This is a genomic window from Sphingopyxis sp. BE259 (assembly GCF_031457495.1).
In the GTDB taxonomy this organism is placed as follows: domain Bacteria; phylum Pseudomonadota; class Alphaproteobacteria; order Sphingomonadales; family Sphingomonadaceae; genus Sphingopyxis.
The window spans coordinates 2,216,248-2,236,801 of record NZ_JAVDWM010000001.1 but is presented as its reverse complement, the minus strand read 5'-3'; the positions used below and the strand labels follow the sequence as shown (position 1 = coordinate 2,236,801).

Here is a 20,554-nt window from a genome sequence, read left to right as displayed (position 1 = left end):
GTGGGGGCCGCTCTGTAAATTCATGAAGATGTCCGTCGACCTCTCAAAAGATGTCTCTGACTAAGTATGATGCCGGCATAAGTTGTCCGAGCATCATGTCAGGCTGGACCGATTGGTGGCCTTAGTGCACCGCTTCCACGCCGCCATCCGGGCGGCGGGGGCGAATTGTCAAAGTTTTCCACCATAGCCTTCTTGCGGCCGGGGAGTGAGCTGGCGGCATTTGAAGCAAGCGCCGCTAGGTAGGTGTTGGCGGATGCCTGCTCGGCATCGACGGTAATCCGCATGCCTACGGCGCGGCTAGCCCGGTTCTTATCGATCAACCGGTCCACAAGTGTCGTTATGCTTGCTCCCTGGATCAGGCGTGCGCGTTCGAGCAGGTCAACCATCGAATAGTGGTAGAGGGGCCTGTCGCGACCTTCGGTTGTGTTGCGGACGTCTTTGAAGCGGATCGCCTCTGTTCGACGCAGATGCCGCAGATGATAGTCGGAGAGATCCTCGGCAGTCCCGCCCCAGAGTTCGGCCACGAGAGAGCGACATCGGTATGCGATGGCGAACGAGTCCTTTGCCAGGACGGCCCTGATCCTGTATTCCAGTGCGAGATTTCGCACGGCGTTCGTCTCAAACCAAATGTCAGCGATGTGTGGCCGGTTGATCGGCGAGCGGGCGGGGATGCGACCAGCGAGAAAGGCGAGTAGGAACTCTCTCCTCGGCCAACCACCACCATGAAACTTCCTGCACTGAGCGAAGGATGCGTAACCTTCCATCTCGGAGTCTGTCGCCACCGTCTGCGTGCGTTCAGCGATCCTGTCACGCATGGTTTCCACGTCCGATGTTAGAAACGATATGCCGTTGCGCCGTTTGGAGAGGACACCGTCTACTCCGTGCTGTCCCACATCGATCGGCACAAGGAGCTGAGGATGTATCCAGTCGCTGGGCGAATGGGTGGAGCGTGGGTGGCTAAGCCGACGCGATGCTTCGTCCAACGAAAGCGTTCCGTTGGTATTATGCCAGCGCCGGAGGACCAACTCCTCGACCCGCTTTGCCAAGACCTTTGCGCTAGTCGAAGTGGCCGCGTTTTCTTGATCAAGGGTGCGGACTACCTCGTCGAAGATTCGTGTAAGCGCAGGCGACTGTGCGCCTACCCCAAGCGTCGCTGCGATTTTGCGTCGAGAGATATGTTGCGCAACCTTGCGTCCTACAGGACTATCGCGTCGGTGCGACTTCTTACGTGGCTTGATGCCGAACATGTTTTCGCAGAAGCGCTCCACCTGCTCTGTCATGCAGGAGAGAGGGATTCCGTCGATACCACGTGGAGGGCGGCGCAGCATCCTGCCGATGGTCGTGGCAAACACTGCGTCCGCACTCTTGGTTCCGGCCGCCTCGTTACGGCAAGCGACGTTGGCAAGTAACGTAGGATAGGTGTCGCTCCATGTAGCGAGGTGCGGCACCGCTGCTTCGATGAGATCTGCGATGCTTGCGACGTCCTTTAGGGCCGCTCCGATGCTAACCGATCCATAGACCGCCCCACGGAGCTCAACATTCGGGTCATCGCTCGCCAAGGTGGTGGCGGCAAAGCCCACCACGTGCGCCAAGCAAAGCAGATCAGATAGGGGCAGACCTCGCAATGCAGGGTCTAGGCTTTCCTGCGAACATCCCGTCAGCGCATTGTCGATGATCGTTCCCATCGCCATCAGGCCAGGGCGGGCGCGCGGCGCGTTCAGCGTGGCGTAGGGGGAACCGCACGGACAGCTGTTTGAGATCTTGAATCCGCGACGCCGACGGGACAGTGGACGGCCACACCGGCAGGTGTCTACCAACTGAGCGCAATGGCGCAAGCACACAGGTGCATGGACGATGTCCCAACGCTCTAGCATGGGAAGATCTTCGTCAAGGCAAGAGGGGCAGACGCGGAGCGCCCCGTGATTGACGAGGTGATGGCGCAGGGTAAGTCCGAGTATCCCGACTCCTCCGCTTTCCTGTCCGAGCCGAACCGTCGTTCGGCGCATGCCGGACAGGTCCTTTTCCTCCACGCCGATCGCGTTTGCCAGGCGGGTCCAACTCTCGTCGGAGAGCATGAAATTCGCGTTTATGCCGAGGTGGGTGCAGACGGCGGAGAAGGGCGCGCAGAGAGCATTGGCCTGACGCCCGATCAGACTGACCACGCTTTCCCCACTAAACGGGCGGACGACAAGTGGTAGCATACCGTGCTCAGGTGTCGCGCTCACCTCGACCTGCAACCACTCTTTGCCATCGGGCGCGCAGTCTCTCGTGTCAGGCTTGGCGGTGCGAAAGGATTAACGACCACTCGTCCTTTCTCCTCCCCATCAACAAGGAGGTTGGATTGGAGCAGGTTACGCTGATCCTCGATGGAACGATGAAGGTGATGTTCGCGGATGCCTGCGTCGCCCTCGATAATTGCGAGCTCCGCTGCGTAGGTGACGAGGTGATGGATCTGCCGAAGCAGGCCATAGGTGGCGATGTGGATCTTTTCCGCCATGCCATTCTGTGCGAGCCCACTGAAGTCGTCGAAGGGGAGCTCGTTGTCGAGCTTGACGAGGAAGGTCTCGAACTCCTCGATTCCGCCCTCTCCCTCGAAGCGATATCGAGGGATGCTGACGTTGAAAGGTGTCAGTGATGCCAATTCCGGATTCTGGTCGGCATTGACGATGTTTAGCACTTTGCGCGTGCCAATCATCACAAACGGAATATTTTCGTCCGTCGTGCCATCGGGCCACTCGGGAGTGCGGTCCTTCGTTTTACACAGATCTTTGACCCATTCTGCGATGCGGTTGGACCTGGTTTCCTCCCGCACGTTACCGGCGTCCGTCAGCGTGTTGTGGAACTCGTCGAGCATCACGAGTTCTACTCGTTGCCTGACCAGATTGTATTTCGCTTGGCGGGCGAGGTCAGTCACGTTGGCGGCTTGGAGGCCTTTGGTGATTCCCAAGCCCAGAAGGATGGACTGCGCAACAGCCCGAGGTGATGAACTGTGACGGATGTCTACGAGGGCGACTGGCCGCACTAGATTGCCGTCTTCGTGTCGTCTCGTCGGATTCATGGCAAGGTAGCGTGAGAAGATTTTCGACTTGCCCACGCCGGTCTCTCCGGTGATGACTGCATTGCGCGGCTCGTCATAGATGAGCCGCGAAGCGCGCATCTTGTCTAGGATCGAATAAATCTGGGTTTCGATTTCGCGCTCGACGAACAGCTTGCCCAACTGTGAAAGCCGAGCATCTTTCGACATTCGGGACCAAGGAACGTCATCGCTCACGGCTTGAAGCCCTTCTTCTTAAGGGGCGCGGAGCCTCCGATGTCGAGGACGCCGGACGAGCTCGTATCCACCGGCTGGACAGGAGTGACCTTCATCATCTCCTTACCACGCCGGTCGGGGCGCCGGCGCGAAGTCGGCCGACGTCTCGATTCTGCGACGGCGTCCCTGGCAGCCTGGATTGCCTTAGCCTCTTCCTGCCGCTCATGAGCCGCCGATCCGGGCACCGTCGTAGCGGCATCATTGCCGGCACGTGCGATCCGGTTGACTCCTTCCATGCGTGCGACAGTTTGAGCGGCCCTGACGGTGCCTCGGCGCCCCTGCATCTGTTCGCGCAACATCGAGATGAGTTCGGCCTTGCACTCGGTTAGCGAGTCGGCTTCGTTGGCACTCCTGCTGCTGTCTCGGGCGAATTCGCGGATGCGGCGGTGATTCCACAGAGATAGACCGGTGGCATAGTTCGTCCACTTGGGCGCAACCGGGACGCGGATGGTCTCGTCGAGGTGCGGGAGCACAACATGGATGGCGCCGAGGTCAGCGGGATCGACGTGGAACTGAATCTTGCCGCCTTGACGCTCGAGCGCTTTCTGGAATTTGGCAGATTTGCGTTCAGCCAACAGGCGCGTTGAGAAGAACTGCATGTTTTCGTAATTGATCCCGTGCCGTCCGGGGACGGCATAGTCCGTCCGGCCGAATAGGTGGTTGACGTTCTGAACGTCACCGACGCTCCGCACCGGATTCTTTCGCGTGAGATCGCGCCAAACGTCGATGCGGCGCTTGTTGTTGTGCGTTCGCTCGCCGCCCCGGGGGTAGATGTCGATAAAGAACTTGTGGAGTGCGTGATCGAGGGCAGAGACGGTGATGACCGTGTCCTTCTCCGGATTATAGCCCATCTTCATCAGAGCGTTGTGGAAGGTTGTGCCGGGTGCGACGTGGAGCACGGCTTCCGACATGGTCCGGATCATCCGTTCGATCGCACCCTTCAACCAAGGTTTTTTGCGGCCCATGATAAGGATGCGATTGATGCCGAGCTTCGTCGCCATGACAGCGATGCTCTCAGCGAGATTCTCCAGTCCGCGGTCCAAAACTAGCGTGCGTGGGACGCCGAACGTCTCACACTTATGGCGGATGCTCCAGCCGGCGGTGTTATTAAGCTCCTCCACGTAGTCTTTGCTAAGGACGGCATTGCGGATACTCTGGCTCAGCGCGAGGATGCTCGGCTTTTCGAAGGTGATCGTCCAACTCAGCGGCATGCCGGTGCAACGGTCCTTGCCGCCAACGAAAGTCGGCCGACCGAGCGGAAGCATCGTCTCATCGTCAACCACGAACAAGTCCGTAACGGTGGCGTCGAATTCCGCTCTATCAAGCGGCGCTTCTGGTGCCTTCTGCGCCTCAGCCGACCCGTAGGAGATGAATGCGGCTTGCTCGCCGTAGCGTCGTCTGACCACCTCTTCCTGATCGAATTCCGCGATGCAATTCTCGATAGCCGTAATTCCAGCGATCGGGAACGCTGACAAGCCTGCAGCCGATCGCTGGACGTTTTCCTTCTTGGTCTCGACATCGAGCCAAGACTTGAAGTCGTTAATATTGATCGCTGGCCGCTGTAGATATTGTTCGTCGACCTTCTCCATAATGAATTCGAAAAGGGCTTCGTCGTAACGGCGATCTCGATTGCCTTTGGCCCGGTGTCGCGGGATCAGCTTCTCAAGTGTCGGGTTCGCGCCGCCATTGCCAACCATTCTTTGGACCGTTTTGAGCGATGGCGCAGCAACGGGGTTGCCCATCCCTTGGCCGCGAAGCTTACCCCACTGCTGGCCATAGCGCTTATGGGTGTCGGCGATACATGACTTCCACTCATCCGGGCGGTTCCTGACGCCGTAAAGACCGGCTTCGTGAATGGCTAAGACGTAAATGAGCGCACGACGACCTTCCTCGACATCCTGCGGGCTTGCCTTCGTGACGCCGTGAATGGCCGAAGGCTTGCCTTCGACGGGGACGATTCCGTCTCCATCGTTGAGAACGATCTCGCCCAGCCGAATGCGCTTCTGCAGCTCAAAATCGGTGAAATTGACGACTTCGTAGGTGGTGTCAGATCGCCATTCGGTTCGCGCGCCCTGTCGTCGCTGGAAGTCCCAGCGCTGGTTGATGTATTTGATCGACGCACCGCCGACGATATGGGCATAACTCACGTGCGCACCTCCAAGCCGATCGGATCGCGCGGGCGCCGAGCGGGTAGCAGCGTGTCGGGCAGGCCGCTGCGATCCGGAAACCGCACCAAGGCGCCATCGTCGACGGGCATGTCGTGATCAAAGAACACATGGCCTGCGGCGATCAGCGCTAGGACGTCCTCAAAGGTCGCGTCCAAGTTCCCGCCGTGGCGAATTTCTGTCAGTAGGTCGCGGATCGGGATTCTGCCCTTTCTTAAAACGCTAGCGGCGCGCAGCCGCAATATTTCGTCTGCTCCGGGACGAAACTGACGCCAGATTTTCATGATGCCAGGCAGCCGAGGGTCCACGAGCATCTCGTCCCGCAACGCCAACCTGTAGTCGTAGCCGCCGTCGCTGGCGTAGTCGGCCGCCCTGCGGAGCCTTTCGATTGTGTCGGGGCGGGCCGCCTTGTCGGCAGGCTTAGCCTCTACGAGCACGCCGGTGCCATCCAGCACCATGGCGTAGTCGGGGATGTGCGAGAAAAGGCAGCCTGAGCGCGTCGACGTGGTGATCTTGATCGGCTGCGCAGCGATTGCCGTAACGCCGGGATCCATCTCAGCTAGCACAAGAACCAGCAGCTCGTTCTGCGACTCGCCAGGCAGATAGCCAAGAGGGTGTTTGTGCGTGCGATGCCAGCCGTTGCAGATAACGGATGCGCGCCTGATCACCCTGCGCAGCGGAGTGAGTGAGATATCCAGCCCCTCGGGCCAACCTTCCGCGTGAAACCTAAGCCCCATGAACATACTCATTTAAGTGCGCAACATCGCTTAAGTAAGATCGATGGTGGCGTTCGTCAACATACTCATCTAAGTATGCAACATGAGCAGGACGGATCCCGATCAGTTTTCGTTGCTTGAAGCTCTTATGCACGAGGCATGGGGCGACGTTGTGCCAGCTGAGGAATGGGCAATTGCGCGGTCTATGGCGCCCGATCGCCTACACATCGCCTTGCAGCGTCTGGATGCAGTGATGGATGAGGAACGTCGGCTGCCGTTGTCCGACGCGGCAATAAAGGCCGGCATGGATCGTATTGCCTTTTTCCGTCTGCGCCAGAGGTGGAAGCGCGATCGATCATTGCGCTCCCTTACTCCTTTCATTGGCCGAGCCCCACGCAGAGTAGGCCTTGGCAAGGAAGGTGCATCCGAACTCGCGTTGAAGTTAGTCAAGGATGCAGGCAAAAATGCCGATACGTCGATACTGGTTGAGCAACTGATCGCCCAGTCGGCGGATGCGATCTCCAGGCAGACCGCGACCAGGCTGTTGCGGGATGCTTCGGCGCGGGCGTCAGCGGATCCAGAGGTCATAGAGCAGGAACTCGGCTCCGAGATTCTCGTCGATTTCAGCGGCACCGCAATGCGCACCGCGATCGACGAAGGCGGCCATATCGTTGCCGTCTGCCTCGCGGTTGAGTCAGCCAGCCGCATTATCCTCGGCTGGGCCGCAGGACCGATCTCCCGATCCGGCACAATGCTGTTGGAGACCTTATTCAACTCAGCCGCAGACTACGACGACGTGGGGGACGCCGGCCAGATACCCGGGCGCTTACGCATCGTCACGCCGGAAGGCTTCGGCAATTTCGCTGGGCTCCTGATCTCGCCGCAGAGTAGCATTGAGATCGTGAATTCTGGTGAGCGTCGTTTCGGACGCCAATTGATCAAGCTGCTCGGACACCGCATTGGACGTGTCAGCCTGCATCCGCGCGCGTATGCCCGTGGGGAGCCGCCCGCCAACGGGATGTCTGCAGCAAGAATAGTGAGTCTGAAGGACGCGACGGCGCTCATTGGGGAGGCGGTCCGACATCACAATGCTGACCGGCGGAATGTCCTGATCGATGCGGTTACGAAAGTGACCGGATCGCAGGTCACGAACTCTGAAGTTAGTGAGGAGACCGGAGATGCTCTTGCGTTGAAAACTATATTGAAGGCCGTCGATCGGTGGCGGGATGGCCGAGATCGTCTTGCCTCAACCGTTTCCTTGGGACGTGAGTGCGCGTCAGCACTGGCTTTGCTTCTTCCGCCAATGGTAGATCCGGAGAGATAGCGACGACTAACTTACCCCACCTCCGGAAATTGCCCAACGCTCCCGCACGAAGGCGTTGGCATCTGCCAGGGTCAGTGGTTCTGCCCCGGCAGGAAGCGTAGCGAGCCTCCGTTGACGATCACGCCCCGCGAGACGGGGCTTGAGACTGATGCCAGCGATCTTTGCAGGTAGCATCGTCGCAGCTGGTCCTTTGCGTCCCAGCGCTTCACGCTCGAAGACGCGAAGTTTGACAGGTAAGCCGCGCAGCCCTTCCAAGAAACTTCGCCACTCGTCGCCCGGAAATATTTCAAGGGCAAGAACTGTTTCCAGCGTCCCATCGCGCAGGATTGAGGAGCGCGCCATCTCGATTGCTGACATTGCGTTTTTCGGTGACGGGCCTGCACTCGAGAGATCGACTCCCACAATAGCAGCATCGTCAATGCGCAACACGATAGCGGCGACCGGCATGATGATCAGGGTGCCATCCTTGACCGGCACATCGAGTGCGACATAATCCACCGCATAGGTGGCACCGGCTGCGATCGACGTGTTTGAAAGGCGTGCTCCGATCAACTTGCGAAGGTGGCGACGCGCAGTGTTCCAACTCGGCATTGCGACCCCGCGTGCCTTCGCGAGCTTCTCGGCATTTTCGATCGCCCTTTGCAGGACGGCCGTCTGCGCGTTTTTTGCGACCTCCTCGAAGATGTTACGTTGATCTTCGGTTAGATCATCCTTGCGTTGCCGGGAGCGACCCGCACCTGGCAAGAGTTCCGCTCGCCTTTCGGACCATGCACGCACAAGAGTGTAGAAGGAGGTCAGGGATAGTCCCAAATCGGCTGCTGCATCCTTGGCTGCTTTGACACTAGGGTTTTTCACGTAGGCGCTTAGCACGCCGATGCGTCGTCGCACCTCGTCGCGTCGATGAGGCGCGACGAGCGACAGGTCAGGGTCGTCGGAATTCATAAATTCCTCCGTTGCAGGATGTGAAGACGAGCGTCGCGAAGACGAGCGTCGGCAATTGCGCCGACGAAAGTCGGCTCATCGTTGAATTGGTTTGTCGTCAGGTCTCGATCGCGCTGTTATGTTGGCGATCGTCTTTCCGCGCCGTTGGTTCCACCGTTCCGCACTCATGGTCGGGTCAGCGAATGGTGGACAGCTCGGACAAGTTATGGTGTTTTCTGAAAAGCGAAGTTGTCTCGCTCGTCACGTAAAACCGGCAGTTTCGGGACTGGAAAGTGGCAGAAGCACCGGCTACTCAACGCGTAGAGCGCTTCAACGGGACAACTTACGCCCTATCTATCAGCGCCCGCGCGATTTCCAGCGCGGCATCGCTCGCGAGCTGGTCGGCGATCTCGTTGTCGCCGTGCCCGGCATGGCCTTTGACCCACAGCCATTCGACGTCGTGCCGCTTGGCCTCTGCCAGCAGTCGTTGCCATAGGTCGGCGTTGGCGACGGGTTTTTTGGCCGCAGTTTTCCAACCATTTTTCTGCCAGCCAAAGATCCATTTGGTGATGCCGTCGCGGACATAGACGCTGTCGGTCGACAGCTCGACGTTGCAGCGGCGCTTGAGCGCGGCGAGCGCCTCGATCGCTGCCAGCAATTCCATGCGATTGTTCGTCGTATCGGGTTCGCCGCCCGACAGTTTTTTTACGACGTCACCCCAGCGCAGCACCGCGCCCCAGCCGCCCGGGCCGGGGTTGCCCTTGCACGCGCCGTCGGTTGCGACGATCACCGTCTTTGCCCGGGTGTCGGTCATGCGGCGGCGAACAGATTGGCGGCGTCGGCGGCGCGGTAACGCAGCAGGCGGGCCAGAAAGGGCGTCGGATCCTTGCGGGTGACCAGTGCGTCGGCGGGGGTATGAACCCAGTCATGCGCGCGGGTCAGCAGGAAACGCAGCGCCGCGCCGCGGGCTAGGGTAGGCAAGGCGGCAATTTCGGCATCGGTCAGGGCAATTTCGCGCGCATATCCGCGCATCAGCGCCTGGGCCAGCGCCTGGTCGCAAATGTTGCCGTCGGCGGAAAAGGTCCACGCGGCATGGGTGATGACCAGATCATAAGCCCGGAAATCGCTGGCGGCGAAATAGAAGTCGATCAACCCGGTAACCCGGTCGCCGAGCATCAACACATTGTCGGGAAACAGGTCGGCGTGGATGACGTGGGCGGGGAGATCGGTCGGCCAATGCGTGTCCAGATAGGAAAGCTCGTCATCGACGATCGCTTGCAAGCCAGGTCGCACCGCGTCGAGATCGCCGGTCGCGGTCGCGACGTCCTGCCAATGGCGATGCCCCATGCTGTTTTCGCGCGTCTCGCCATATCCCGCGAGGGCACGGTGCATGGCGCCGAGCGCGGCACTCGCCGCCTCGCATTGGGCGGAGGTCGGGTGGGTCAGCGAGATGCCCGGCAGAAACTGGATGATACAGGCGGCGCGGCCCGAAATCTGCTGAACCGCGATGCCCTCGCGGTCGCGGATCATGGCCGGGACTGGTGAACCGCTGGTTGCGAGATGGTCGAGCAGATCGACGAAGAAGGGCAGGTCGCCCTCGCTCACCCGCTTTTCATACAGCGTCAGGATGAACCGTCCGCCGGTCGTCTCTAACAGGAAATTGCTGTTCTCGACCCCTTCGGCAATCCCCTTGCACGACTGGACCGTGCCGATGGCGTAACGGGCGACGAGCGCGGCAAGGTCGTCCGGATCGACGTGGGTATAGACCGCCATCAGGCCGCAGACGTTTCCAGCCCGCGCGGCAGTTTGAACACCATGTTTTCCTCGACCGTCACGACGACGTCTTCGACGATGCGGCGGTGCGCCGCGACCGCCTCTATCACTTCGCGAACCAGCGTTTCGGGCGCGCTGGCGCCTGCGGTGATCCCCAGCGTTGCAATATCGGTCAGCCAGCCCGGATCGACGTCGCTGCCGCGCTGGACCAGATGCGCCGGGGTTCCCATCCGCTGTGCGACCTCGACCAGGCGCAGGCTGTTGGAACTGTTCGGCGCGCCGATGACGATCATGTGATCGCAATCGCCCGCGATCGCCTTGACCGCATCCTGGCGGTTCGACGTCGCATAGCAAATATCTTCGCCGCGCGGACCCGTTATAGCGGGAAAACGGTGCTGGAGCGCGGTGATGATGTCGCGCGTATCGTCAACCGACAGGGTGGTCTGGGTCAGAAAGGCCAGCATTGCGGGATCGGGCGGTGCCAGGGCCGCAACATCATCGACCGATTCGACTAAGGTCATCGAACCGACCGGCAGTTGGCCCAGCGTGCCGATGACCTCGGGATGACCGGCATGGCCGACAAAGACTATATGGCGCCCCGATTCGTGCGCGCGTTCGGCCTGGCGGTGGACTTTCGACACCAGCGGACAGGTTGCATCGATATAGTCGAGCCCGCGCATCTCCGCCTTCGCGGGCACCGCCTTGGGGACGCCATGGGCGCTGAACACGACGGGGACGCCGTCCGGCACCTGGTCGAGCGATTCGACAAAAATCGCCCCCTGCGCCTTCAACGTGTCGACAACATAGCGGTTGTGGACGATTTCATGCCGCACATAAACCGGCGCGCCAAAGCGTTCGATCGCCAGTTCGACAATGCGGATGGCACGATCGACGCCGGCGCAAAAGCCGCGCGGGGCGGCGATCAAAACCCGAAGTTCTGGCGTTTCGCCGTCATTCGGGCGGGGCGTCGGATGGGGTGTATTCATGATGTGGGCGCTCTAGCGCAGCAGGCCATATAGCGTAAAGCCGCTTCGCACCGTTGCGCCGCGTTCATCGCACCGATAAGAAGCGGCGCGCATGAAGCGGGATCAACCGTCCCGAAGCACCTGAGCCTGGTTCGCGCGCCTGTTTGGAAAGCCTGATTATCATGATGTCCATTTCGTTTCCGTCGCGTAAATTCCTGACCGTGCTGTGCTGCACGGCAGCCATGGCGACGGCGGCGGGCTGTGCGAAGGATAACGACATCGACGTTTCCAGCGGGGTCGGCATCACCGCGACGCGCAGCGCCTGTCCGGCGGTCGGCGTGCCACTGCACACCGGCGACGTCACGCTGTTCGATCCGGCGACCAGCCGCGATGCGCGCGCCATCGACATCGTCGCCGCGATCACCAATGTGACGCCGCAGTGCAATGATGCCGCCGAAAAAGTCTATCAGCTCGCCAGTTTCGACGTCGTCGCGACGCGCCGCGATGCCGGTCCGGCGCGCTCGGTAACCCTGCCTTATTACGGTACCGTGTTGCAGGGCGGCACCGCCGTGGTCGCCAAGCGGTTGGGCAATGTGGTGGTTTCGTTCGCCGAAGGACAGACGCGCGGCACCGGCCGGGCGCAGGCATCGGCCTATGTCGACCGCGCCGCCGCGACGCTGCCCGCCGACATTCAGGAACGGATCACGCGCAAGCGCAAGGCGGGCGATCAGGACGCCGCGATTGATCCGCTGAGCCAGCCCGAAGTGCGCGCCGCGGTGCAGCGCGCCAGCTTTGAACTGCTGATCGGTTTCCAGCTGACGCAGGAACAGCTCGAATATAACGTCCGACGATAGGATCGCGGCGGCGCTTTGGCGCCGTTCGCCCAATTTCGCCCTGCGCGCCGTTCGGGCGACGCAGGGCTTTTCGCGTGTGCCAAGCTGCGATAGGGCGCGCGCAAGACTTTTCCCGATCGAAGATAGGCCCAGCCCGTGACCCTGTTCAGTCGTCTTTCCGTCCATATCGGCACCGCGCTCGACACGCTGGTCGCCAAAGGCGCTTTGCCCGCGGGACTTGATCGCGCCGCGATCAGTGTCGAACCGCCGCGCGATCCGGCGCATGGCGATGTCGCGACCAACGCCGCTATGGTGCTCGCCAAGCCCGCGGGCATGAACCCGCGCGCGCTGGCCGATCTGTTGGTCGCCGAACTCGCCGCGCTGGGCGAAGTGACCGAGGCAAGCGTTGCGGGTCCTGGTTTCATCAACCTGCGGCTTGCCGACGGCAGCTGGCGCGACGAACTGGCGCTGATCCACACCGAGGCCGAGGACTATGGCCGTTCGACCTTGGGGCAGGGGCGGCGCGTCAATGTCGAATATGTGTCGGCGAACCCGACCGGTCCGATGCACGTCGGCCATTGCCGCGGCGCGGTGGTTGGCGACGCGCTGGCGGCGCTGCTGGAATTTTCCGGCCACGATGTCACCCGCGAATATTATGTCAATGATGCCGGGGGCCAGGTCGATGTTCTCGCCCGCTCGGTCCATTTGCGTTACCGCGAAGCGCTGGGCGAGGCGATCGGCGCGGTCCCCGAGGGGCTTTATCCCGGCGATTATCTGGTCCCGGTCGCGGGCAAGCTGGCGGCCGAATATGGCGACCGCTTCGTCGGCGCGCCTGAAAGCGCGTGGCTGGGCCTGTTCCGCGCCGAAGCGGTTAGCGCGATGATGGACATGATCCGCGCCGATCTGGCCAAGCTGGGCATCCATCACGATCTGTTTTCGTCGGAAGCGGAGTTGCAGGCGGCGGGCAAACCCGCTGACGCCGAGAAATGGCTGCGCGCGCACGACCTCGTCTATGACGGGGTGCTGGAAGCGCCGAAGGGCGAGACGCCCGAGGATTGGGAGCCGGTCGAACTGCCGCTGTTCCGCTCGACCAAATTCGGCGACGATCAGGATCGCCCGATCAAGAAATCGGACGGCAGCTGGACCTATTTCGGCGCCGACCTCGCCTATCATTTCCAAAAGAGCCAGACGGCTGACGAACTGATCGACATCTGGGGCGCCGACCACGCCGGAACGGTCAAGCGGATCAAGGCGGCGGTGGCCGCGCTGACCGACGGAAAGAAGAAATTCGACGTCAAGCTGGTCCAGATGGTGCGGCTGCTGAAGAATGGCGAGCCGTTCAAAATGTCGAAGCGGGCGGGCAATTTCGTCACTCTGGCTGACATCGTCGACGAGGTCGGCAAGGATGCGGTGCGGTTCACCATGCTGACGCGCAAAGCCGACGCGCAAATGGACTTCGACTTTGCCAAGGTGGTCGAGGCATCGCGCGACAACCCGGTCTTCTATGTCCAATATGCCCATGCCCGGATTGCGTCGCTGAAACGCAAGCTGGCCGAAGCAAGCGTTGCGCCCGCGGCGCCGAACGCGGCCCGCCTCGACGCGTATGAACTCGGCCTCGTCAAACTGCTCGCGCAATTCCCGCGGATCGTCACGGCAGCGGCGTCGGCCCGCGAACCCCACCGTATCGCTTTCTATCTCGCCGACGTCGCGGCGGCGTTCCACGCGTGGTGGAACCTTGGTAACGATCGGCCCGACGCCCGTGTCATTTTGGCAAATGACCCCGAATTGACCGCGACCCGGCTTTATTTGGCCGATGGAATCGGGCAGGTTATCCGCAACGGGCTGCACCTGATGGGGGTAGAGGCGCTCGAGGAGATGAACTGATGGCCGAGGACAAGAACGCCGACCAGGGCGATGCGGGGCTGGGGCTGGAGAGCGAAGATCGCCTGCCATGGCTCGAAGCCGCCGATGGGGTCGAGGAAGATGGCGAGGTTTCGCCCGCGCGCTTGCTGGTGATGGTGCTCGGCGGACTGCTGTTGATCGGGGCGGTGCTGGGCGGCCTGTGGTGGGTCCAGAACGGCGGCGCGCGCGGCAAGGGCGAGTTGATCGCGGCGCAGGAGGGCAATTATAAAGTCGCGCCGAAGAATGATGGCGCCAAGACCTTTGAAGGCGAGGGCGATGCCAGCTTCTCGGCCAGCGAAGGCGCCGAGCCCGCGGGCAAGGTCGATCCGACGCGCATGCCCGAAGAGCCGGCGGTGACGCCGCAGGAGCGTGAAGCCGCGAAAGCAGCGGCGGACAAGGCCGCGGTGGCGAAAGCGAAGCCTAAGCCCGCGCCCGTAAAGGCAGCTCCGAAGGTTGTCGCGGCACCGGCCAAGGCACCCGCCGCGGCACCAAAGGCCGCGCCCGCTCCTGCAGCGGTCGGGTCGGCGATGATCCAGCTCGGCGCGTTCAGCAGCGATGCGGCGGCGGCCAAGGCGTGGACCAACCTGTCAAAACGCTTTGCCTATCTGGCCGACCTCAACAAGTCGGTGTCACCGGCAAAGGTCGGCGACGGCACCGTCTATCGCCTGCGCGTTTCGGCGGGAACCGCGGCTAACGCTGCGAACTTGTGCGGAAAATTGCGCGTTGCGGGCGAAAATTGCGTCGTCGTTCGCTGATTTGGCCCGCTTGGCCGCAGACTCCGTTGGTGCAATTGGGCCGTTATGGCATGATGCATGCCCTGGTCGCCGCGTGAGGGCGCGGCGACCGACGGAGGTTGATGCACGATGATACCCGCTATTTTCGGCCTGTCGGGACTGACCCTTACCGAAGACGAGCGCGCATTTTTCCGGGATAGCGATCCTGCGGGCTACATATTGTTCGGGCGCAATATCGATAACCGCGAGCAGCTGCGGCGGTTGACCGACGAACTGCGCGCGCTCGATGGGCGCGCCAACGTGCCGATCCTGATCGATCAGGAGGGCGGCCGCGTCGCGCGGATGAAATCGCCCGAATGGCCGCTGTTCCCAAGCGGTGCGACGTTTGATGCGCTGTATGACCGCGCCCCGGCGAGCGCGATCGAGGCGGCGCGGCTGAACGCAATGGCACTCGCCGCGATGCTCGCCGAAGTCGGTATCAACGTCGATTGCCTGCCACTGCTCGACGTGCGCCAGCCGGGCGCCAGCGATGTCATCGGCGACCGCGCGCTGGGCAGCGAGCCGATGCGCGTGGCCGCGCTCGGCCGTGCGATCCTCGGCGGGTTGCAGGACGGCGGCGTCGTCGGCATCGTCAAACATATCCCCGGCCACGGCCGCGCGCTGCTCGATACGCACGAAGCCCTGCCGGTGGTAAGCGCCCCCGACCGCGATTTGCAGACCGATCTGGCGCCGTTCGCCGCGCTCCGCGACGCGGCGATGGCAATGACGTGTCATGTCATATTCGAAGCGTGGGATCCCGACCGACCCGCAACCTTGTCGCCGATCATCATCGACAGCGTGATCCGCCAGCGCATCGGTTTTCATGGGCTGCTGATGTCCGATGATCTAGATATGAAAGCCTTGTCGGGCGATGTGCCGTCGCGCGCTGCCGATGCGGTGGCGGCGGGTTGCGACATCGCGCTCAATTGCTGGGGCAAGATGGACGACATGATCGGCATCGCCAACGCGCTCGACCCGATCAGCACCGTGTCGCGCGCGCGGCTGGAGGGCGCGATGGACCGCATAGCGGGGGTCGGCAACGACCGTGCGTTCGCGACGCTGGTCGATCAGCGCGACGCGCTGCTCGCGGTCGCGTAAGCCGGGTGATGGACGAACTGGCGCTTGATTTCGAACTAACCCCCGCGGCGCCAGAGCGCGACGATGCGCTGCAACTTTCGCTCGAAAGCTGGGAAGGGCCGCTCGACCTGCTGCTGGCGCTGGCGCGCAGCCAGAAGGTTGATCTCAAGCAGATTTCGATCCTGGCGCTGGTCGAACAATATCTGACTTTCATCGCCGAGGCGCGCCAGCTGAAGCTGGAGGTCGCCGCCGATTATCTGGTGATGGCCGCTTGGCTTGCCTATCTCAAATCGGCGCTGCTGCTGCCCAAGGATCCGCTCGAGGAGCCCTCGCCCGACGAACTGGCGCTGCGCCTGCAATTGCGGTTGCAGCGGCTTGCGGCGATGCGCGAAGCCGCTGCGCGGCTGCTCGCGCGTGACCGGGTTGGCCGCGACGTGTTTCTGCGCGCGAAACCCGAGGGACTGCGCGACGTCAAGCTGCGGCGCTGGGACGCCACCCTTTACGATCTGCTGGCGGCTTATGGCCAGGTCAAGCTGCGCTCCGAACCCGTCGTGCATATGGTGTCGCGGCGCCCGGTGGTCACGCTCGACGCGGCGCTTCACCATTTGCAGCGGATGATCGGGATCAAGCTCGACTGGGCCGAACTCGCCGACTTCTTGCCGTCCGACTATGTCGGCCCGCTACGCCGGTCGGCGATCGCGTCTAGTTTTGTTGCGGCGCTCGAACTGGCGCGGCAGGGCCGGGTCGATCTGAAACAGGATGGGGCGTTCGAACCCCTTTATCTGAAGGCAGCCCCGATGGGACAACAACCCGCATGATCGACGATCTGGAACGCGCCATTGAGGCGATGCTGTTCGCCAGCGACGAACCGCTCGACCCGCGGCAGATCGTCGGGCGGCTGGGCGACGCGATGACGCCGGGGCAGGTGCGCGCGATCATCGAGGCGATCGCGCAGCGCCATGCGGGCAGCGGCATCGAACTGGTCGAACGCGGCGGCCATTGGCATTTTCAGACCCCTGCCGACCTCGCCCATCTGCTGCGCCGCGAACGCGACGATCCGCGCAAGCTGTCGCGCGCTGCCGCCGAAGTGCTGGCGATAGTCGCCTATCATGAGCCGGTCAGCCGCGCCGAGATCGAAGCGATCCGCGGCGTCCAGACGTCGAAAGGCACGCTCGACGTGCTGATGGAGGCCGAGTGGATCGCGCCCGCTGGACGCCGCGAGGTGCCGGGCCGGCCGCTGATCTACAAGACCACCGACGCATTTTTGCAGCATTTCGGCCTTAGCAGCCGCAAGGATTTGCCGGGCATCGATGATCTGCGCGCGGCGGGTCTGCTCGATCCGGTCGACCTCGCTTTTGATGATGCTATGGGCGAGCTGGACCTAGTAAAAGACGGTGAAGAGGCCTAGATAAGCGCCTCAAGGAGATTTTGACATGGGTAGCTTCAGCATCTGGCATTGGCTGATCGTCGGCATCCTCGTCCTGTTGCTGTTCGGCAAGGGCCGTTTTTCCGATATGATGGGCGATGTTGCCAAGGGCATCAAAAGTTTCAAGAAGGGCATGGCCGAAGACGACACGCCGCCCGCGGCGCCCAAGCACATCGAGGGCCAGCGCGCACCCGACGGCGCCCCGATAACCACGCCCACCGCCGAGCACGACAAGCTCTGATTGCTGTCCGGCTGCGGGGGAAGTTCTAGTTCATGTTTGACGTTGCGCCCACCGAGCTGCTGCTCGTCATTGTGGTGGCCCTGGTGGTTATCGGCCCCAAGGATTTGCCAAAGGCGATGCGGTTCGTGGGCAAATGGATGGGCAAGGCGCGCGGCATGGCGCGCCATTTCCGCTCCGGGCTCGACACGATGATGCGCGAGGCCGAACTGGAAGAGCTGGAAAAGCAATGGCGCGAGCAGAATGACGCAATCATGCGCGAATTTCCGCGCATCGACGACGTGAATACACCACCCTCAACTGCCCCGGCGCTGCCCGAACCAGGCAAGCGCAGCGAACCCGATGCGGATCAGGCCGCGGCCGCGACGCCCCCTGAAACGCATGTCGTGCCGCCGCGCGACGGGCCGCTGCCATGACCGCCGAAACGCCGATCACCGCCAGTGAAGATGACGGCGCGGGTGGCAAGATGCCGCTGCTCGATCATCTGATCGAGCTGCGGTCGCGGCTGCTCAAATCGCTGATCGCGATCGGACTGGCGTTTGGCGTATGCCTTTATTACGCCGAACCGATTTTCAGCATCCTGGTCCAGCCGCTCGTCGCCGCGGGGCAGGGCAAGATCATCTACACCCAGCTGTTCGAGGCCTTTTTCGTCCAGATCAAGGTCGCGCTGTTCGCATCTATGATGATCGCGTTTCCCGTCATCACCAACCAGCTTTGGAAATTTGTCGCTCCCGGCTTGTACAAAAAGGAAAAGCGGGCGCTGCTGCCGTTCCTGTTCGCGACCCCGGTGCTGTTTACTGCGGGCGCCTGTCTGGCCTATTTCGTCACGGTCCCCGTCGCGCTGAAATTCCTGCTCGGCTATCAGGGCGACATGGGCGGGATTCAGCAGGAAGCGCTGCCGTCGGTCGCCAATTATCTCAGTTTCATCATGCAGTTTATCATGGCGTTCGGTATCGCGTTCCTGCTGCCGATCTTGCTGATGCTGATCGAACGGTCGGGGCTGGTGACGCGTGAGCAACTGGTGTCGGCGCGGCGTTACATGATCGTCGCCGCTTTCGCGATCGCGGCGGTGGCGACCCCGCCCGATATTCTGAGTCAGTTCCTGCTCGCGATCCCGCTGATCCTGCTTTACGAAATGTCGTTGTTTGCGATCTGGTTTACCCAGCGCCGACGCAAAACAGGCGCCGGAGAGGCGCCTGTCGAGCCTCTCGAAGAGGCTTAGGGTAAGCGGATAAACCGGGGCCAGTCGCCCGGTCAAATCGCCCGATCAGTCGATGGCGTCGCTGCCAGCCTGACCAACCGATTCGATGTCGCGGCCCGCACCCTTGACGGTGTTACAGCCGGTGACGACGACACTTGCCAAAACGGCGAGAATGATAGCGCGGAAACTCGTCATTTTTTCGAACCTCTCTGGATGGGGATGCAAAATGGCCCGGCGCGCTTTCGAGGGGGGGGAGGGAAATGCGGGCCGGGCCAATGTTGCTGAGCAGCGCTGCGGGGGGGCGATGATCGCTGCTCGAATGGGAAACGAGCCAAATGTCGGATAAGTTCCCGAAAAAAATGCGGCCGATGAAATTTTTTTTGCACCATTTTTGGGCTGCGGAATCGACTTTTGATTCCAATATCTTGATTAGCCCATGGTGGTCAGGCCGCTCGCCACTGCGAGGCCCAGGAAGGCCAGAAAGCCCATGGAGTCGGTCGTCATGGTGACAAAAATGGAGCTCGCGACCGCCGGATCCTGGTCGACCCGGTCGAGCAACAGCGGGATCGCGACCCCGGCGACGCCCGCCACAAAGATGTTCACGACCATCGCCGCGGCAATAACGGCGCCAAGTTGCGGGTTGGCGAACCATATCGCGGTTGCTGTCCCCGCCAGCAGCGCGATCGTCGCGCCGTTGAGCAAGGCGATTTTCATTTCACGCCAGATCGCGCGCCAGCTGTTGGAATCGGTGAGCTGGTTCATCGCGAGCGCGCGCACCGTCACCGCCAGCGTCTGGGTTCCCGCATTGCCGCCCACCCCGGCGACGATCGGCATCAGCGCGGCGAGCGCCACCATCTGTTCGATCGCACCGCCGAAGAATCCGACGATCGAGGAAGCAAGCAGCGCGGTGCCGAGGTTGGCGACCAGCCAGCGCACCCGCGCGCTGTATGTCTCGCGGATCGGTTCGTTGATGTCGCCGTCGCCAGCGCCCGACAGGCGCAAGATGTCCTCACCCGCCTCTTCCTGAATGATATGGACGACGTCATCGACGGTGATCATACCGACGAGCCGTCCGGCCTTGTCGACGACCGCGGCGGAGATCAGCGCATATTTCTGGAAACGCAGCGCGACCTCTTCCTGGTCCATGTCGACCGGGATCAACGTCTGTTCGCGCTTCATCACATCGCTGATCGCGATGTCGCGCGGGGTGCGCAAAATCCAGCTCAGCTGGCAGGTGCCGACCGGGCGGTGCATCGGATCGACGATGAAGATTTCCCAGAAATCGCTGGTCAGGTCGGTATCTTCGCGCAGCCGGTCGATGACGTCGCCGACGGTGACATGCTCTGGCACCGCCACCAGGTCGCGCTGCATCAATCGCCCGGCGGATTCCTCGGGGAAAGAGAGGGCGTCCTCGATCGCGGCGCGATCTTCGGGCTCCATCGCGTCGAGCACTGCCTGCTGCTCGTCCGCCTCCATATCCTCGATGATCGCGACGGCGTCGTCGGTATCGAGTTCGGCGGCGAGTTCGGCGACTTGCTCGGGCGCGAGCAGGTCGATCAGCTCCTCGCGCACATAGTCGTTCATTTCCGACAGGACGTCGGCGGACAGCATGTTGCCCAGCACCGCGGCGAGCATCGGGCGCTCGTCGCTGCGCGCGAGTTCGAACAGGTCGGCGATGTCGGCAGGGTGCAGGCGGCCGATGCGCTCGCGCGCCGCTTCGCCTTCGCCGGCTTCGGCCAGCTCGATGACGTCGCGGACGAATTGGGGTCTTAGCCGGTCGTCCTCGTCGAGTTCGGTTTCGGTCTCGCGCACCGCGGCATCGCGGTCGCGATCGTCGGTGATGGCGACATCCTCGGCGGACCGGGAATCTTCGCGGTTGTCCATCGCGCGGTCCTCCCTGTCAGTGTCGGCGGATGGCCGACGGGCCGTG

The 20,554-nt window shown here is 62.1% G+C and carries 20 protein-coding genes; 10 read left to right on the top strand and 10 right to left on the bottom strand.

Going from position 1 to position 20,554, the window contains the following annotated elements:
• Nucleotides 1–98: 98 nt before the first annotated feature.
• Genes J2X44_RS10805 through J2X44_RS10790 form a run of 4 tightly spaced genes read right to left on the bottom strand, consistent with a single transcriptional unit; the run spans nucleotide 99 to nucleotide 6,224 of the window.
• Complete coding sequence (locus J2X44_RS10805) at nucleotides 99–2,201, bottom strand: TniQ family protein (RefSeq protein WP_310083642.1); 2,103 nt, start codon at nucleotides 2,199–2,201, stop codon at nucleotides 99–101.
• A 20-nt stretch (nucleotides 2,202–2,221) separates the two neighbouring features.
• Nucleotides 2,222–3,271, bottom strand: a complete 1,050-nt coding sequence (locus tag J2X44_RS10800; protein WP_310083639.1) for a TniB family NTP-binding protein — start codon at nucleotides 3,269–3,271, stop codon at nucleotides 2,222–2,224.
• Nucleotides 3,268–5,457 carry a hypothetical protein gene (locus tag J2X44_RS10795; RefSeq protein WP_310083636.1) on the bottom strand — a complete coding sequence of 730 codons (2,190 nt, stop codon included), beginning with the start codon at nucleotides 5,455–5,457 and terminating at the stop codon, nucleotides 3,268–3,270. The genes J2X44_RS10800 and J2X44_RS10795 overlap by 4 nt, the downstream gene beginning before the upstream one ends.
• Nucleotides 5,454–6,224 (bottom strand): hypothetical protein, encoded by a 771-nt coding sequence (locus J2X44_RS10790; RefSeq protein WP_310083633.1) that lies wholly within the window; start codon nucleotides 6,222–6,224, stop codon nucleotides 5,454–5,456. The genes J2X44_RS10795 and J2X44_RS10790 overlap by 4 nt, the downstream gene beginning before the upstream one ends.
• Nucleotides 6,225–6,294: 70 nt before the next feature.
• Here J2X44_RS10790 and J2X44_RS10785 point away from each other — a divergent pair, with 70 nt between their 5' ends.
• Entirely contained in the window at nucleotides 6,295–7,515 is a 1,221-nt protein-coding gene (locus J2X44_RS10785; protein ID WP_310083632.1) for a hypothetical protein, read from the top strand.
• A 6-nt stretch (nucleotides 7,516–7,521) separates the two neighbouring features.
• On the opposite strand, the gene J2X44_RS10780 is transcribed toward J2X44_RS10785, so the two are convergent.
• From J2X44_RS10780 to ispH, 4 genes are all read right to left on the bottom strand, one after another.
• Nucleotides 7,522–8,457, bottom strand: a complete 936-nt coding sequence (locus tag J2X44_RS10780) for a hypothetical protein (RefSeq protein WP_310083630.1) — start codon at nucleotides 8,455–8,457, stop codon at nucleotides 7,522–7,524.
• Between the two features lie 322 nt (nucleotides 8,458–8,779).
• A complete protein-coding gene (rnhA, locus tag J2X44_RS10775; protein WP_310083626.1) occupies nucleotides 8,780–9,250 on the bottom strand; it encodes a ribonuclease HI in 471 nt (156 codons plus the stop codon).
• A complete protein-coding gene (thrB, locus tag J2X44_RS10770) occupies nucleotides 9,247–10,209 on the bottom strand; it encodes a homoserine kinase (RefSeq protein WP_310083624.1) in 963 nt (320 codons plus the stop codon). Before thrB ends, rnhA begins: the two co-directional genes overlap by 4 nt.
• On the bottom strand, nucleotides 10,209–11,195 hold the full coding sequence (gene ispH, locus J2X44_RS10765; protein ID WP_310083622.1) for a 4-hydroxy-3-methylbut-2-enyl diphosphate reductase: 987 nt from the start codon (nucleotides 11,193–11,195) through the stop codon (nucleotides 10,209–10,211). The genes thrB and ispH overlap by 1 nt, the downstream gene beginning before the upstream one ends.
• Nucleotides 11,196–11,356: 161 nt before the next feature.
• On the opposite strand from ispH, the gene J2X44_RS10760 reads away from it, so the two are divergent.
• The 9 genes from J2X44_RS10760 (at nucleotide 11,357) to tatC (ending at nucleotide 18,645) form a co-directional block, all read left to right on the top strand.
• Nucleotides 11,357–12,028 (top strand): hypothetical protein, encoded by a 672-nt coding sequence (locus tag J2X44_RS10760; protein ID WP_310083619.1) that lies wholly within the window; start codon nucleotides 11,357–11,359, stop codon nucleotides 12,026–12,028.
• Nucleotides 12,029–12,163: 135 nt separating this feature from the next.
• Nucleotides 12,164–13,891 (top strand): arginine--tRNA ligase, encoded by a 1,728-nt coding sequence (argS, locus tag J2X44_RS10755; RefSeq protein ID WP_310083617.1) that lies wholly within the window; start codon nucleotides 12,164–12,166, stop codon nucleotides 13,889–13,891.
• Nucleotides 13,891–14,664: an SPOR domain-containing protein gene (locus tag J2X44_RS10750; protein ID WP_310083615.1), complete on the top strand. Its 774-nt coding sequence runs from the start codon at nucleotides 13,891–13,893 to the stop codon at nucleotides 14,662–14,664. Before argS ends, J2X44_RS10750 begins: the two co-directional genes overlap by 1 nt.
• A 108-nt stretch (nucleotides 14,665–14,772) precedes the next feature.
• Nucleotides 14,773–15,780, top strand: a complete 1,008-nt coding sequence (gene nagZ / locus J2X44_RS10745) for a beta-N-acetylhexosaminidase (protein ID WP_310083613.1) — start codon at nucleotides 14,773–14,775, stop codon at nucleotides 15,778–15,780.
• 8 nt (nucleotides 15,781–15,788) lie between these two features.
• A complete protein-coding gene (locus J2X44_RS10740) occupies nucleotides 15,789–16,577 on the top strand; it encodes a ScpA family protein (protein WP_310083610.1) in 789 nt (262 codons plus the stop codon).
• Nucleotides 16,574–17,167: an SMC-Scp complex subunit ScpB gene (gene scpB / locus J2X44_RS10735; RefSeq protein ID WP_310083607.1), complete on the top strand. Its 594-nt coding sequence runs from the start codon at nucleotides 16,574–16,576 to the stop codon at nucleotides 17,165–17,167. Before J2X44_RS10740 ends, scpB begins: the two co-directional genes overlap by 4 nt.
• Nucleotides 17,168–17,192: 25 nt before the next feature.
• Nucleotides 17,193–17,426, top strand: a complete 234-nt coding sequence (locus J2X44_RS10730; protein WP_405053363.1) for a twin-arginine translocase TatA/TatE family subunit — start codon at nucleotides 17,193–17,195, stop codon at nucleotides 17,424–17,426.
• A gap of 32 nt (nucleotides 17,427–17,458) precedes the next feature.
• Nucleotides 17,459–17,839, top strand: coding sequence for a Sec-independent protein translocase protein TatB (gene tatB / locus J2X44_RS10725; protein ID WP_310083603.1), 381 nt, complete (start codon nucleotides 17,459–17,461; stop codon nucleotides 17,837–17,839).
• Nucleotides 17,836–18,645 (top strand): twin-arginine translocase subunit TatC, encoded by an 810-nt coding sequence (gene tatC / locus J2X44_RS10720; protein WP_310083601.1) that lies wholly within the window; start codon nucleotides 17,836–17,838, stop codon nucleotides 18,643–18,645. Before tatB ends, tatC begins: the two co-directional genes overlap by 4 nt.
• A gap of 45 nt (nucleotides 18,646–18,690) precedes the next feature.
• On the opposite strand, the gene J2X44_RS10715 is transcribed toward tatC, so the two are convergent.
• A complete protein-coding gene (locus J2X44_RS10715) occupies nucleotides 18,691–18,819 on the bottom strand; it encodes an entericidin A/B family lipoprotein (protein ID WP_293647339.1) in 129 nt (42 codons plus the stop codon).
• A gap of 234 nt (nucleotides 18,820–19,053) precedes the next feature.
• A complete protein-coding gene (mgtE, locus tag J2X44_RS10710; protein WP_310083596.1) occupies nucleotides 19,054–20,508 on the bottom strand; it encodes a magnesium transporter in 1,455 nt (484 codons plus the stop codon).
• Nucleotides 20,509–20,554: the final 46 nt, after the last annotated feature.

Bases quoted from the DNA above. Each gene is read 5' to 3' on its own strand.
- J2X44_RS10805 (WP_310083642.1), bottom strand. From the start codon at position 2,201: ATGCTACCACTTGTCGTCCGCCCGTTTAGTGGGGAAAGCGTGGTCAGT.
- J2X44_RS10790 (WP_310083633.1), bottom strand. From the start codon at position 6,224: ATGAGTATGTTCATGGGGCTTAGGTTTCACGCGGAAGGTTGGCCCGAG.
- J2X44_RS10785 (WP_310083632.1), top strand. From the start codon at position 6,295: ATGAGCAGGACGGATCCCGATCAGTTTTCGTTGCTTGAAGCTCTTATG.
- J2X44_RS10780 (WP_310083630.1), bottom strand. From the start codon at position 8,457: ATGAATTCCGACGACCCTGACCTGTCGCTCGTCGCGCCTCATCGACGC.
- rnhA (WP_310083626.1), bottom strand. From the start codon at position 9,250: ATGACCGACACCCGGGCAAAGACGGTGATCGTCGCAACCGACGGCGCG.
- thrB (WP_310083624.1), bottom strand. From the start codon at position 10,209: ATGGCGGTCTATACCCACGTCGATCCGGACGACCTTGCCGCGCTCGTC.
- ispH (WP_310083622.1), bottom strand. From the start codon at position 11,195: ATGAATACACCCCATCCGACGCCCCGCCCGAATGACGGCGAAACGCCA.
- J2X44_RS10760 (WP_310083619.1), top strand. From the start codon at position 11,357: ATGATGTCCATTTCGTTTCCGTCGCGTAAATTCCTGACCGTGCTGTGC.
- J2X44_RS10750 (WP_310083615.1), top strand. From the start codon at position 13,891: ATGGCCGAGGACAAGAACGCCGACCAGGGCGATGCGGGGCTGGGGCTG.
- nagZ (WP_310083613.1), top strand. From the start codon at position 14,773: ATGATACCCGCTATTTTCGGCCTGTCGGGACTGACCCTTACCGAAGAC.
- J2X44_RS10740 (WP_310083610.1), top strand. From the start codon at position 15,789: ATGGACGAACTGGCGCTTGATTTCGAACTAACCCCCGCGGCGCCAGAG.
- scpB (WP_310083607.1), top strand. From the start codon at position 16,574: ATGATCGACGATCTGGAACGCGCCATTGAGGCGATGCTGTTCGCCAGC.
- J2X44_RS10730 (WP_405053363.1), top strand. From the start codon at position 17,193: ATGGGTAGCTTCAGCATCTGGCATTGGCTGATCGTCGGCATCCTCGTC.
- tatB (WP_310083603.1), top strand. From the start codon at position 17,459: ATGTTTGACGTTGCGCCCACCGAGCTGCTGCTCGTCATTGTGGTGGCC.
- tatC (WP_310083601.1), top strand. From the start codon at position 17,836: ATGACCGCCGAAACGCCGATCACCGCCAGTGAAGATGACGGCGCGGGT.
- J2X44_RS10715 (WP_293647339.1), bottom strand. From the start codon at position 18,819: ATGACGAGTTTCCGCGCTATCATTCTCGCCGTTTTGGCAAGTGTCGTC.
- mgtE (WP_310083596.1), bottom strand. From the start codon at position 20,508: ATGGACAACCGCGAAGATTCCCGGTCCGCCGAGGATGTCGCCATCACC.